11 protein-coding genes are annotated in these 14,444 nt (G+C 62.2%); 10 read left to right on the forward strand and 1 reads right to left on the reverse strand.

Going from position 1 to position 14,444, the window contains the following annotated elements; all coding sequences use genetic code 11:
* Positions 1-55: 55 nt before the first annotated feature.
* Positions 56-685, reverse strand: a complete 630-nt coding sequence (locus CFE47_RS18495) for a LysE family translocator (RefSeq protein WP_286839273.1) — start codon at positions 683-685, stop codon at positions 56-58.
* A gap of 159 nt (positions 686-844) precedes the next feature.
* Here CFE47_RS18495 and CFE47_RS18500 point away from each other — a divergent pair, with 159 nt between their 5' ends.
* The 10 genes from CFE47_RS18500 to CFE47_RS18545 all read left to right on the forward strand — a co-directional run bounded on the left by CFE47_RS18500 (position 845) and on the right by CFE47_RS18545 (position 14,442).
* On the forward strand, positions 845-1,360 hold the full coding sequence (locus CFE47_RS18500; protein WP_185710842.1) for a sigma-70 family RNA polymerase sigma factor: 516 nt from the start codon (positions 845-847) through the stop codon (positions 1,358-1,360).
* A complete protein-coding gene (locus tag CFE47_RS18505; protein WP_286839219.1) occupies positions 1,347-2,297 on the forward strand; it encodes a FecR domain-containing protein in 951 nt (316 codons plus the stop codon). Before CFE47_RS18500 ends, CFE47_RS18505 begins: the two co-directional genes overlap by 14 nt.
* A 105-nt stretch (positions 2,298-2,402) precedes the next feature.
* On the forward strand, positions 2,403-4,889 hold the full coding sequence (locus CFE47_RS18510; RefSeq protein WP_286839221.1) for a TonB-dependent siderophore receptor: 2,487 nt from the start codon (positions 2,403-2,405) through the stop codon (positions 4,887-4,889).
* Between the two features lie 420 nt (positions 4,890-5,309).
* Positions 5,310-6,749, forward strand: coding sequence for an undecaprenyl-phosphate glucose phosphotransferase (locus tag CFE47_RS18515; protein ID WP_286839224.1), 1,440 nt, complete (start codon positions 5,310-5,312; stop codon positions 6,747-6,749).
* Complete coding sequence (locus CFE47_RS18520) at positions 6,749-8,209, forward strand: mannose-1-phosphate guanylyltransferase/mannose-6-phosphate isomerase (protein ID WP_286839226.1); 1,461 nt, start codon at positions 6,749-6,751, stop codon at positions 8,207-8,209. The genes CFE47_RS18515 and CFE47_RS18520 overlap by 1 nt, the downstream gene beginning before the upstream one ends.
* A gap of 1 nt (position 8,210) precedes the next feature.
* On the forward strand, positions 8,211-9,122 hold the full coding sequence (locus CFE47_RS18525; RefSeq protein WP_185710837.1) for a glycosyltransferase family 2 protein: 912 nt from the start codon (positions 8,211-8,213) through the stop codon (positions 9,120-9,122).
* A 29-nt stretch (positions 9,123-9,151) separates the two neighbouring features.
* A complete protein-coding gene (locus CFE47_RS18530; RefSeq protein ID WP_286839229.1) occupies positions 9,152-9,928 on the forward strand; it encodes a polysaccharide biosynthesis/export family protein in 777 nt (258 codons plus the stop codon).
* A gap of 14 nt (positions 9,929-9,942) precedes the next feature.
* A complete protein-coding gene (locus CFE47_RS18535; protein WP_286839232.1) occupies positions 9,943-11,934 on the forward strand; it encodes a GumC family protein in 1,992 nt (663 codons plus the stop codon).
* Positions 11,934-13,124, forward strand: coding sequence for a glycosyltransferase (locus tag CFE47_RS18540; protein ID WP_286839235.1), 1,191 nt, complete (start codon positions 11,934-11,936; stop codon positions 13,122-13,124). Before CFE47_RS18535 ends, CFE47_RS18540 begins: the two co-directional genes overlap by 1 nt.
* A complete protein-coding gene (locus CFE47_RS18545) occupies positions 13,114-14,442 on the forward strand; it encodes a cellulase family glycosylhydrolase (RefSeq protein ID WP_286839237.1) in 1,329 nt (442 codons plus the stop codon). The genes CFE47_RS18540 and CFE47_RS18545 overlap by 11 nt, the downstream gene beginning before the upstream one ends.
* Positions 14,443-14,444 lie beyond the last annotated feature (2 nt).

The following is a 14,444-nucleotide window of genomic DNA, read 5'->3' on the forward strand; positions in this document are numbered from 1 at the left end:
GAGCTGCGTCCGACACGTAATCTCGGTAGGCTCTAAAGCCGCCAGCGCCGGTCATTCAGGTGGGACGTGACATCACCGCCAGCCGTACCGCCAACACCATCAACACCGTCGCCAGCCCCCACTCCTGCAGCCAGGCGCTTTTCGAGCGGCGGGCAAAAAACCGGCTCAACGCACCGCCAAAGCCCCCCAGCACGCCATGAAACACGGTGGCGATCACGGTTAAAACACCGCCGAGTACCATCAACTGCACGGCAATCGACCCCGCCTCCGGCCGCACGAACTGCGGCAAAAACACCACAAAAAACAGCAACGCCTTGGGGTTGAGCAGGCTGTTGAGCATGGCTTGCAGAAACACCCGGCCCAAGGGCACGCGGTTGACGTGGGCAGTGTCCATCCCCGGCTTTTTCTGCAGGGTCTTGAACACCAGCCACAGCAAATAGACCACCCCCGCGTTCCGGATCAGGTCAAAAGATGGCGGCCAGCTGGCGACTAGCGCCGTCACCCCCGTGGCGGTCAATGCCGTCAGCAGCAGGTCGGCCACGCTGATGCCCAAGGCTGAGGCCATGCCACCGCGCCAGCCGTGGGTCACGCCATGGCTGATCACAAAGGCCATGTTTGGCCCCGGCGATAACAGCAACAGTAAAACAGCGCCGGAAAAAACCGCCAGGGTCGCCAGGTCGATCATGCTCAAGCCTTCCATGGTTAAAAACCGCAGATTAAACAGCGCCTGCCTGGGGTACAAAAAATTGTGCTGGATACATTGCTCGACGGTAATTGCTCATTGCCAGGATCAGCGACTAGAATGCGAAACATTATCAATTAAGACTGTTGCGCCAGGATGCCCATGTCGAGCGACCACCCACTGGACCATGCCGCTATCGGCCAGCTTTACCATGCCCACCACTCCTGGCTGCGGGGCTGGTTGAGCCGGCGCACCGGTTGTCGCGAACATGCCGCCGACCTGGCCCAGGAAACCTTTGTGCGCCTGCTCAATGCGCGCAAGCAGCAGGCATTGCTTCAACCCCGCGCCTATCTGAGTAGCATCGCCCGCAGTTTGATGATCGACCAATACCGGCGCCGCGAGCTTGAGCGCGCCTACCTCGAAAGCCTGGCCCACTTCCCACAGGTTGAAGTGCCGTCGGAAGAAACCCGACTGCTGATCCTCGACAGCCTGGAGCGCATCGACCGCTTGCTCGACCAGCTCAAGCCTCGCGTTCGCGAAGCCTTCTTGCTGGCGCAACTGGATGGCCTGACCTGCGCGCAAATCGCCCTGCGCCTGGGTGTGTCCAAGGCCACCGTGGAGCGCGACCTGTCCAAAGCCCTGCACGCCTGCTATCGGTTGCGTTATGCCGAACGTTGACCAGCGCCTGGTGGACCAGGCCATCCAGTGGATGATCAAGCTGCGCTTCAATGTGGCCGACGACGCCAGCACCGCCGCGTTTGAACGCTGGTTGCAGGCCAGCGCCGAACACCAGCAGGTGTGGCAGCGGGTGGCGACGATGAATGACGATTTCAATCACTTGCCGGCGCAGGTCGGGCGCCACACCCTCAACGGCGCGCGGCAACGCATCAGTCGTCGGGAGAGTTTGAAGCTGCTGGGGGTGTTTGCGGGTGCCGCAGGGCTGGCCTGGCTGGGCCGCGACTACACGCCCCTGCCCGCCCTGATGGCCGACTACCGCACCGTTACCGGCGAACGACGCTGGGTGGCATTAAACGACGGCAGCAAGATCCAGCTCAACAGCGCCAGCGCCATCGACACCGCATTCAGCAGCGAGCGGCGCCTGGTGCGCCTGCTTCATGGCGAGATACTGGTAAATACCGGCGCCGACAGCCGTCCCTTCTGGGTGCAAACCCGCGACGGCTACCTGCGCACCCTCGGCACGCGCCTTCTGGTACGCGAAGAAGCCCAAGGCACGCTGCTGGCGGTGCAGCAAGGCACCGCCGCGTTGTTTGCCGACCGTCACGACGCCAATGCCCGCCAAGTGATCAGGCCCGGTGAGTCGGTACTGTTCGAGCGCGGCAGCATTCGCCCGGCCCTCGCCAACGGCCTTGACCCCTGGGCCTGGAGCGACGGCGTGATCAGTGCCCACAACATGCGCCTGGACGATTTCCTGGCCGAACTGGGCCGCTACCGCAACGGCCTGCTGCGCTGTAGCGAAGCGGTGGCCGGCCTGCGAGTCTCAGGCACGTATCAGTTGGACGATACCGACCAGGTCCTTAACCTCGTGGCGCAATCACTCAACGTCGACGTCACTTACCGCAGCCGCTATTGGGTCACCGTCAGCCCGCGCGTTTAATCAATCGAAAATAAATGAGGTGAATTCTCATTGCCGCTCGACCTGTAAGGAAAGGCCGATCAACAGGCCGGTTCTGTTCACTTCCTTCAGGAGCACCCCGCGGTCATGCAAGCGTTTCCCTCCCAACGTTCCCCCCTCAAGCGCGCGGTGCAGGCCGCCCTGCTCGGCGCCTGCCTGAGCGGCGGCGCAGTGCCATTGGCCGTAATGGCCGACACAGCCGCCAGTGACACCCAGGCCCGCAGTTGGACCATCGCACCCGGCTCCTTGGCCAACGCGCTGGACCAGTTCGCCCGCCAGGCCGGCGTCAGCCTGTCGTACGACGCCAACAGCGTGGCCGGCAAAACCAGCCCAGGCCTGAGCGGCAACTTCGACCGCCAGCAGGCCCTCGGCGAGTTGTTGCGCGGCCAGGGCCTGCAAGCCCAGCGCCAGGGCGACAGCACCTGGCTGTTGCTGCCACAAGTAGCCGATACCGGGGCACTGAACCTGGGCGCCACCACGATCACCGGCGACCGCTTGGGGGCCACCACCGAGGGCACCGGGTCCTACACCACCGGCGCGGTAACCATCGGCAAAGGCGAACACAGCCTGCGGGAAACCCCGCAGTCGGTCAGCGTGATGACCCGTCAATTGATGGACGACCAGAACCTCACCACCATCGATGACGTGATGGAACGCACGCCCGGCATCACCAGCTACGAGTCGCCCATGGGCGGCAAGTATTTCTATTCCCGTGGTTTCAAGATGCTCGGGCAGTACCAGTACGACGGCGTACCGCTGGACATGGGCAAGGACTACGCCCAAGCCGACAGTTTCAGCGCCAACATGGCAATTTATGACCGGGTGGAAGTGCTCAAGGGGGCGGCCGGCATGCTCAAGGGCGCCGGCACCGCCAGCGGCGCGGTGAACTTTGTGCGCAAGCGGCCCCAGGCCAAGCCCACCACCAGCCTGTCGTTGTCGGCCGGCACCTGGGACAACTACCGCGCCGACCTCGACACCGGCGGCCCTCTGAACGACAGTGGCACCGTGCGCGGTCGTGCCGCGATCAGCCAGCAGGATCGCGGCTCGTACATGGACATTGCCAAGCGCAAGGACCAGGCGTTCTATGGCGCCCTGGACTTCGACCTGAGCCCGGACACCACCCTGGGCGTTGGCGCCAGCTACGAAGATGTCGACGCCACCCCATGCTGGGGCGGCCTGCCGCGCTACGCCGACGGCAAAAGCGCCCACCTCAGCCGCTCGACGTGCCTGGGCCAGGCGTGGAACGACTGGCAAAGCCGACGCACCACGTTTTTTGTCGACCTCACCCAGCAACTCAACGAGGACTGGAAACTCAAGGTCGCCGCCGTGCACAGCCGCAACCTGCAAGACACCAAGTACGCCGCCAGCGAAGGCACCATCAACTACGGCGACCCGGCGCCAACGGCCCTCTCCTATGCCGCGTTGATGGACTACGACCACCGCGACTATGGCCTCGACGCCTACCTGGACGGCAAGTTCGAAGCCTTCGGCCTGCAGCACGAATTGATCCTCGGCGCCAACGGCAGCCGTGGCACCCAGGACGACGTGTATGCGATCCAGAACCTGCCCACGCGCCAGGGCATCTACACCCCCAACCACCATATGCCGGAGCCGGCCGACAACACCTTCTGGCCGAACATGTACCGCGGCAGCACGATCAAGGAAACCGCCACTCAATACGGCACCTACGCCACGCTGCGCCTGCGCCTGGCCGAACCGCTGATGTTCATTGTGGGCAGCCGCGTGAGCTGGTACGAAAACCGTCGCCAGTCCTACAGCCTGGGCTGGGGCGAATGGTCGTTGCAGGACGCGCGCTCGAAGGAAACCGGTGAACTCACACCGTTCGCCGCACTGATCTACGACCTCAACGAGCACCTGTCGGTGTACGCCAGCTACGCGGATATCTTCCAGCCGCAAAGCGCCTACGCCACCGCCGACGGTGCGCCGCTCAAGCCGAAAGTCGGTGACAACTACGAGTTGGGCATCAAGGGCGATTGGTTCGACGGGCGCCTGAACAGCTCCCTGGCACTGTTCCGCGCCCTCGAGAAAAACGGTGCCGAAACCGACTTCACCCGCCTCTGTTCCACCTCCGCCGATGGCTTTTGCTACACCGACACCGGCAAGGTGCGGGCCCAAGGCGTGGAGGCCGAAGTCAGCGGCGAACTGCTCGAACGCCTGCAGGTGTTCGGCGGCTACACCTATACCCAGACAAAAGCCCTGAAGACCATCGACAGCAAGATCGAAGGCGGCTCCTCCAACACCTACGTGCCTCGGCACATGCTGCGGCTATGGGGTGACTACCAGCTCGACGGCGCCCTGTCGAAATGGAGCGTAGGCACCGGCGTCAATGCTCAAAGCAGTAACTACCGCATGCAGACCATCAAGCTGGAACAGCCCGGCTACGCGGTGTGGAGCGCTCGCCTGGCCTATCGCCTGGATGACACCTGGACCGTAGCGCTCAATGGCAACAATTTGTTCGATAAAAGCTATTACAACACCGTCGGAACAGCATCCTGGGGCAACTTCTACGGTGAGCCGCGCAATTTCACGGTTAGTTTGAAAGGCAACTTCTGATTCTACGAAAGCCCCGGTGGCAGGGCACTAAGTGCGCCTTGCCACCTTCTTGTCGCCCCCCTTTCCTACCTCTTGTGGAAAAAGGTTTTTCCTTTATGCAGGAAAAATCTCACATTTGTTCCTACACTCCAAAACACACCCCGTAACCGAGTGTCCGGACAAGGAATGTCAATAAAATGCCGCAAAAAAGACTGATTAACCTGTCTAGCATGCCACCTCCGCACCATCGTCAATTCGTTGACAAAGCACATTAAGGGGACACTCCTTTATTCACTACCCCCGCAAATTCCCTTGGGTTAGATAGGTAATTGCGTATTACCCAGAGCAGCCGTAGTTCGACTTTCCCCCTTATAAAGCAGCCTACCGCCTTATAGAGGAAACAACCGAGCAGTGAGTCTGGAGTGCAATGAGGGATGTTTTATGCGAGAGAAGTCGTCCGTCGATAGCTTGTTTTTAACGCGTGCCGGTTTTGTTGAGTTTTTTGTTGTCTTCGTCAAATTCATTCATGGCCTGAGTGCCATTCTGCCCCCGTTGGTCCTGGTGTTTTTCATCGACCCGATGGAGCCCGCGCTGCGCCCTCACTTCCTTGGGCTGCTGCTGTTTTTCGCGGTCCTGACCATCATTCTGTTCCAGGCGCTGGGCATTTACTCGGAAGAACTGTTCAGCAATCGCCTGCGCCTGAAAACCAAGGTCAAGGCCTGGTCGGCGGCGTTTTGCATCCTGCTGTTCATGTACCAGATCCTGCAGATGTTCCCCCAACTGACCCCACGTAACCTGGCGGTGTGGTACGTCGTCAGCCTGGCGCTGTTTTGCGTGGAGCGCCTGGTGATGCTGCGCCTCTATCGCAACCTGATGCGCAAGGGCAAATACCTGCAACGCACGGTCATCCTGGGCTTTACCGACACTGCCGTGCATGTTGCCGATCACCTGCAGCGCAACGGTGACATTCGCTCCGGCCTGATCGGTTTTATCGACGACCGCACCGAACGCATCCCCAAGGAGCTGAGCAACCTGCCCTTGCTCGGCAACTCCCGTGACCTGGAAAAACTGATCCGCGCCGAACAGGTCAACCAAGTGATGATCTGCCTGCCCTGGGCCGCCGAGCAGCGTATTCACGGGTTGGTCAATCGTCTGCGGCAGATGTCGGTGAATGTGATGCTGGTGCCCGACATGGCGGCCCTGCGCTACGGCCACAGCAAGATCACCGATGTGGGCGGCATCCTGATGTTCAACACCTCGCAACTGCCACTGCGCGGATGGTCGCCGGTGATCAAGCGCCTGGAGGATTTGTTGCTGGCCAGCCTGGCGTTGGTGGCGTTGTCGCCGGTGATGCTGGCAACGGCCATTGCGATCAAGCTCGACTCCAAGGGCCCGGTGCTGTTTCGCCAGAACCGCTATGGCTACAACGACAACGAAATCCGCGTGTTCAAGTTCCGCTCGATGTTCACCGACCAGAGCGACTTCACCGCCGAACGCCAAACCACTCGCCAAGACCCACGCATCACGCGTGTAGGCCGCATCATCCGCAAGACCAGCATCGACGAACTGCCGCAGCTGTTCAACGTGCTGCTGGGCAATATGTCGATGGTCGGGCCACGTCCCCACGCTACGGCAACCAAGGCCGCAGGCATTCCTTTCGAGGTGGCGGTGAGCGAATACAGCTCGCGGCACCGGGTAAAACCAGGCATCACCGGCTGGGCGCAAATCAACGGGTACCGGGGCGAGACCGACACCCTCTACAAGATCCAGAAACGTGTCGAGTACGACCTGGAGTACATCTCCAAGTGGTCGGTGTGGTTTGACTTGTACATCGTCTTCATGACGGTTCCGGCCGTCCTGTCCACCAAGGAGGTCTATTGATGAATACCCTCAACGGATTGATACCCTGCATCATTTCCGGTGGCTCGGGCACGCGGCTGTGGCCGGTGTCCCGGCAGAATATGCCCAAGCCGTTCATGCGCATGCGTGACGGCCAGAGCCTGCTGCAGAAGACCTTCCAGCGCGCCGCCAAACTGCCCGGCGTGGAAAGCGTGCTCACGGTGACCAACCGCGACCTGTTGTTCCGCACCCTGGATGACTACCGGGGGGTGAACAAGGCCCACCTGCCCCTGGACCTGCTGCTGGAGCCGTTCGGGCGCAACACGGCAGCCGCGATTGCCGTGGCGGCGCTGCATGTGCAGGAGCATTTTGGTGATCAGGCGCAGTTGCTGGTGATGCCGGCCGACCATTTGATCCTTAACGAAGTGGCATTCGCCGAGGCTGTCACCCAGGCCCGCGACCTGGCCGAAGCCGGTTACCTGGTGACGTTTGGCATCCAGCCCGACCACCCGGAAACCGGCTTTGGCTACATCGAACAAGGCGAGGCCCTGGACACCGGTTATCGCGTCAAGCGTTTCGTCGAAAAGCCCGACCTGGCCACCGCCCAGGGCTACCTCGACGGCGGCAAGCACCTGTGGAACGCCGGCATGTTCTGCTTCAAGGCCAGCACCCTGGTGGACGAACTCGCCGCCCACGCGCCGGATGTACTCACCGCAGCCACCGCCGCGCTGCAACACAGCCAAAGCCTGCAAAACAAAACCTCGCGCCAGCGTGAACTGGACGCGGACGCCTTCGGCAGTGCGCCGGATATTTCCATCGACGTGGCACTGATGGAGCAGTCCAAAAAAGTCGCCGTGGTGCCCTGCGACATCGGCTGGAGCGATATCGGTTCATGGGAAGCCCTGCGCCAGCTCACCCCCAGCGACGCCCATGGCAACCAGGTCAACGGCGAAGCGATCTTGCACGACGTGCACAACTGCTACATCGACTCACCCAAGCGCGTCCTCGGCGCCGTCGGCGTGCGTGACCTGATCATTGTCGACACTCCCGATGCGCTGCTGATCGCCGACGCCAACCGCAGCCAGGATGTGCGCTACATCGTTGCCGAGCTCAAGCGCCAGAACCATCCGGCGTACAGCCTGCACCGCACCGTCACCCGGCCGTGGGGCACCTATACGGTGCTGGAGGAAAGCAGCCGCTTCAAGATCAAGCGCATCGTGGTCAAGCCCCAGGCATCGTTGTCGTTGCAGATGCACCACCACCGCAGCGAACACTGGGTGGTGGTCAGCGGTGCGGCGCAGATCACCAATGGCGAGCGCGAATTCCTGATCAACGCCAACGAGTCCACCTACATTCCCGCCGGGCACAAACACCGGCTGACCAACCCCGGCATCATCGACCTGGTGATGATCGAAGTGCAGAGCGGCGAATACTTGGGCGAAGACGACATTGTGCGCTTCGATGACATCTACGGCCGTGCGCCCGCCGACGTGAAAAAATGACATGCGTACCTCACTGATCATCCCGACCCGTAACGCCTCCAGCCACCTGGCCCGCCTGCTGCCGGCGCTGAAAATGCAAACCCTGCAACCTGACGAGATGCTGGTGGTGGACAGCGCCTCCAGCGATGACACCGTGGCGCGCTTTCGCGAGTTTGGGGCACGGGTCGAGGTGATTGATGCGCGTGACTTCAACCACGGTGGCACCCGGCGCTGGGCCAGTGAACAGGTGGGCGGCGATGCGTTGATCGTGATGACCCAGGACGCCATCCCCGCCACTCCCGAAACCTTCGCCAATCTGCTGGATGAACTGCAGCAGGACCCACTCAACGGCGTGGCTTACGGCCGCCAATTGCCCCACCCCGACGCGGGTGTACTGGGCGCGCAGTCACGGCACTTCAACTACCCGGAGCACAGCCGCAGCAAAAGCCTGGCTGACGCGCCGGAATTGGGGATCAAGACCTGTTTCAGCTCGGACTCGTTTTCCGTGTACCGGCGCAGTGCGCTTGAGGCGGTGGGCGGTTTTCCCAAAGACGTGATCGGCAGCGAAGACGCATTCGTGGCCGCACGCATGCTGCTCGAAGGCTACAAGGTGCGCTACGCCGCCACGGCGCTGGTGCACCACTCTCACGATTACAAACTCATGGATGAGTTTCACCGCTACTTCGACATTGGCGTGTTCTACGGTCGCGAACCGTGGATCAAGCAAGCCTTTGGCGACGCAGGCGGCGAAGGCAAGCGCTATGTGCTGGCCGAACTCGCCGCCTTGCGCAAGGCCGGTGCCTTGCACCGCGTCCCCGAGGTACTGGTGCGCAGCGCGTTCAAATTGCTCGGCTACCGGCTGGGCCATCTGGAGCGGCGCCTGCCCCTCGCGATCAAGCGACGCATCAGCATGTTTCCCGGTTATTGGAGGTGAGTCGCATGACCTACAGGAAGTCCCCCTTGATGAAACGAACCGTGCTCGTCCTGGTCATGCTGGCCCTGGCCGCCTGCAATACACCGGCGCGCATCGTGCCGCCGGACAGCCAGACCATCGAAGACGGCAAGCGCGCCCTCGACCAGTTGGCCCAACTGCCGCCGGTGGTGGAGCGCATCCGCATCGGCGACCAGTTGCGTATCGTGCGCGATGCCGGCGAGATGCCGACGCTGTCGGCGTTCAACGTCAGCACCATCTACGAGCTGACGCTGTACACGGTGCAGAACGACGGCAAGATCAACTACCCGTTCCTGGGGCCCATCCAGGTGGCGCGACGCACGCCCGCCGAGGTGGCCGCCGAGCTGACCAAAAGCCTGGCGCCGGTGTACCGCGAACCACGGGTGACAGTGAACATCAACCAGGCGCCGAGCAACTCGGTGATCGTCGGTGGCGCAGTGAACAACCCGACGGCGGTGCAGATCCCTACGGCCAACACGCTGGAGCAGGCGATTGTCGGTGCAGGCGGGGTCAACCCGTCCGGCGACGCCAGCATGGTTGCGCTGTTGCGCGAAGACGCCCAAGGCGCCTACCACGCCTACTTCCTGGATTTCAGCCAGTACCTCAAGACCGGTCCCAACGGGCGCAAACAAGTGCCGCTGCAACGCGGTGACGTGGTGTTCGTGCCCAAGTCCAACGTCGGCGAACGCATCCAGGGCGTGGACACCTACTTGAACCAACTGATCCCGTTCACCAAGTCCATTGGGGTTGGCTACAACTACACCCGAACCAGCGGCGGCAATAACTAAAGGAGCGACATCCCATGATCGAGATCCGTTCTTTTCGTGATCTTCTGCGCTTGTTCTTCATCTTCCGGCGTGAGTTCAAACTGGCGGCGATCGCGGCGCTGGTGATCATTCTGCTGGGGGCTTTTTTGCTGCCGGCCAAGTACGAATCCACTGCGCGCCTGCTGGTGAAGCCGGGCCGTGATTCGACCTTGCCCATCGAGATCAGCAACCGCCAGGCGCTGGTGATGCCCAGCACCCAGCGTGACCCGATTGTCGATGAGGAACGCCTGCTGACCGGGCGCCCGATTGTGCGCACGGTGGCTGAGCACTACCTGGAAGTCATCGAGAATGCGCCACCGCCAGAAGGGTTCTGGAAGCGCACCAAGCACTACGTCAAGGAAGGTATTGGCGCGGTGTTCGGCGGCGTTCGCGTGGTACTTGAATCCATCGGCATCGTGGAAAAAACCACGCCGGTCGAACGCCTGGCCGCCAGCCTGGAGAAGAGCTTTGAAGTGAGCCACGCCGCCGGCTCCACGGTAATGGACATCAGCTTCACCTGGGGCGACCCGGAGATTGCCCAGGCCGTGGTCAAGGATTGGGTCGAAACCTATATCAATGAACGCACCCAGGCCCTGGGGCGCAAGAGCTTGTATGCCTTCTATGAAGGCCAGGTGAGTACCAGCGCCACCGAGATCAAGGGCTACAAGGAACAGATCCTTACGCACCTCAACGAAATCGGCGCGGCGAGCATCACCGACCGCCTGGAAGATTTGTCCGAACGCATCAACGTGCTGCGTGGCGAGACGTTCAACACCACGCGGTTGATCGCCTCTTCCGACAGTGCCATCGCCAGCACCCGCGAGCAGCTCAAGACCCAGCCCAAGGAAGTGACCACGGTGCGCCAGATCGCACTGAACCCGCAGCAACAGGACTTGCGTCGCCTGCTTAACCAGAAGTTTTTGGAAAAGGCCGACATGATGCGCACCTACACGGACAACGCGCCGCCGGTCAAAGCCCTGGATGCGTCGATCCGCGCAATGCAGGCCCAGGTCGCCAGCGAAAGCAACACCGTGCAGGCCTCGGAAAACCGTGCGCCGAACACCCTGGAGATCCACTTGCAGCGAGTGCTGCTGGATGAAACCAGCAACAACCAGGCACTGCGTACCCAGTTGGTACAGCAGCAAAAACAACTGGTGAACCTGGAAACCCAACGCAAGCAAGCCCTCGAGATCGAGCCGGAGTTGACGCGCCTTTCCCGCGAGCTGGGCGCCGCCGAGCGCAACTACGCGCTGTATGTGGACAACCTGGAAAAATCGCGTATCGACCGCGAGCTGGATAACAGCCAGATCAGCAACATCGCGGTGATCGAAGAAGCCACCCTGAACCCAGGCCGCATCTTCCCGAAAACCCTGGTGATGCTGCTGTTGGCGATCCCGTTTGCCATCGTCGTCGGCCTGCTGGTGATCTACCTGTGCTACCTGATGGATCAGCGCATCCACGACGGCGGCCTGGTGGAGCGCAAGTTCGGCCTGCGCTTGTGGACCACCCTGCCGGAGCTGGACACCACCACCGCACAGAGTACCAACGCGTTCAACGCAAGCATTTACCGGCTGTACAGCCTGCTCAAGCCCGACCGCATCGCCGAACAGGGCCTGACCCTCGGGCTGACCTCGGCACGCCACGGCGAAGGCGTGACCTTTGTGGTGGAGCAGTTGCGCCAACTGCTGCTGGAGAACGGCGTGAATGTGCGGGTCGGTGGCCTGGCCCCGGCCGAGCCCGGCGAAGTGGTGCTGCTGGACGCGTCGGCCTTGCTGGCCAACCGTGAGGCATTTGTCACCTTGCGTCGTGCCGACCTGATCGCCCTGGTGGTGGAAGCGCACAAGAGCACCGTGCCGGTGGTGGAACATGCGCTGTCGATCCTCAACACTGCGTTCGGCAAGGTGGACGGCATCATCATCAATCGACGCAAGCTGGAAGTGCCGAGCAAAGTGCTGGAAACCATCAACAAGTACCGGGGAGCGTTCTGATGCGTATCGCCCTGCTCGCCCCGCTGCCACCGGAAAAAAACGGCATCGCCGACTACGCGAACCATTTCCGTGCGGCGCTGGAGCAGCTCGGCGTAACGGTGGTGACACCGTTGGCCGCAGTAGCGGGTAACAGCGAGGCGATCAAGCAGGCGATCGGTGGGTTTGACTGGCACACCGTGGACCTGGTGCATGCCGAACTTGGCGGCGGGCGGCTGGGGGAATTCCTGGCCCTGCGTGAGCTGCGCAAGGCCTACCCGCAGTTGCCGCTGACAGCCACCGTGCATGATCCCGAGCGCATCGTGTGGCGCCGTGAACACCTGCCCTTTCCACTGAACCTGCTGGAGCGTCTGCCCAGCCCGTTGCCGCAGGCAGCGGTCGTGCTGGCCGACCCACTGACCCTTCGCGAAGAACGTTACGTCGCCAAAGGCCTGACCCGCTTGGTCACCCTCACCCGCCTGGGTGCCGATTGCCTGAGCCAACGCATGCAGTTGCCGCCTGGCAAAGTGGCGGTGATCAACCACGCCAACCTGGCGATTGCACCGGCACCGTTGCCGACCCTCGACACCCTGCGCCTGCTGTACTTCGGGTTTATCTACCGAGGCAAAGGCATCGAGGATCTGGTGCAGGCCTTGGCCGATGCATTCGAACAAGCCCCCGAACTGCGCGACCACGTGCGGCTGACCCTGGCCGGCGGTACCGCTGCGGAAATGGCCTTTGGCGCGGGGAGTAACTACCTGGAGCAGCTCAACAGCCAAATCGCCGCACTGGGCCTGACCGATTCCATCGACTGGCGGCTGAACCTGCCGGCGGATGAAATCGCACAAACGATCCAGGCCCACCATGTGATGGTGCTGCCGTACCGCGAATCGAAAAAACTCGGCCTGTTGGGACGCCAGCGCGGCACCAGTGGTGCGCTGTCTTGGGCTGCCGCCTGCGGACGTGGCGCGATCACCTCCGATGCGCGCGCATTTGCCGAAGAAGTCGCCAGCGGCAACGGCGCCATTTACCCCGAAGGTGATGTGGCCGCCTTGAGCGAACAGATTGTGCGCCTGGCGCGCACGCCGCTGCTGGCCCGGGACTGGGCCGAGCGCGCCGGTGAAATCGGCCGCGAACGCCTGTGGCCGTTGACCGCGCTGAAGTTCAAGCAACTCTTCGAACAGGCCATTGCAGGAGCCCCTTATGGCGCGTAAACCCACCTTTCTCGCGACCCTTGCGGTGGTTGCCGTACTGGGCGTTACCGCGTTCCTGTGGGGGCGCCCGGCCGACGCCGAGAACCATGTGCTCAAGGGCAGCAAGGTGGTGGTTTGGAAGGATTTCCTGGGGGTGAACGCGCAGTTCCTGTGGTTCAGCCCCCAGCGTTACCAGATGCAGATCGATCGCCTCAAGGCCCTTGGGCTGGAGTGGGTGCGCCTCGATTTGCACTGGGATCAACTGGAGCCCGTGGAGAACCAGTACCAGGTCGCCACCCTGGACCAACTGGTGGGCAACCTGCAGAGCAACCAGCTCAAGTCGGTGTTTTACCTGGTGGGTTCGGCGCCCTTCGCCACCTCCGCGCCGCCGGGTGCGCCTTATCAGGACCAGTATCCGCCCAAGGACCCGAGCGTATTCGCCACCCGCATGGCGCTGCTGTCCCAGCGCTATCCCAGCGTCGATGCGTGGCAGGTGTGGAACGAGCCAAACCTGCTGGGCTTCTGGCGCCCAGTGGCCGACCCCGCTGGTTTCGCCGCACTGTTGACCGCCACGGCGGGCGCCTTGCGCGGGGTGAATCCCACTAAACCGGTGGTCGCCGCCGGCATGGCGTTCTTCAGCGAAATGCCCAACGGCCAGACCATGTTCGACGCCCTTGGCGCCCTGGGCGTCGCCAGCCTGAACACGGTGATTTCCTACCACCCCTACACCCAACTACCCGAGGGAAATGACCCGGCTAACCTGGACTTTATCGCCAAGACCACCACCCTCAACCAGGCCCTGCGCAACGGCGGCGTGCAAACCTTGTGGAGCACCGAGTGGGGCTGGTCCACTTACCCAGGCCCCAAGGACGCGCAGGACATCATCACCCAACAGGGCCAGGCCGATTACATCGTGCGGCGCCTGGCGCTGATGAGTGCGATGGATTTCGACCGGATCTTCCTGTTCACCCTGAGCGACCTGGACCAGCGCGCCAGCGTGCGCGACCAATTTTATGGCTTGCTCGACATCGACGCCAACCCCAAGCCCGCGTACACCGCGCTGAAAAACTTTCTTGATGTCAGTGGCCCGCAACTCACCCCCGGCGACCCTCCGCAGGCCGACCAATTGCCTGACGGCCTGTTCAGCATCGGCTGGACCCGCGCCGACGGCAAAAAGCTCTGGTTCTTCTGGTCGGCAGAGGGCGGCAACGCGCACTTGCCCGGGCTGGCCAGTGCCACCTTGTACGACCCGTTGCGCAGCACGCAAATCCCTGTCAGTGGCAGCGATGGGCTGACCATCGCGGTAAAACCGAACCTGCAAATTCTGGTATGGGAGTAGAG

It is taken from the genome of Pseudomonas sp. PGPPP1 (genome assembly GCF_002255865.1).
GTDB lineage: Bacteria > Pseudomonadota > Gammaproteobacteria > Pseudomonadales > Pseudomonadaceae > Aquipseudomonas > Aquipseudomonas cremoris.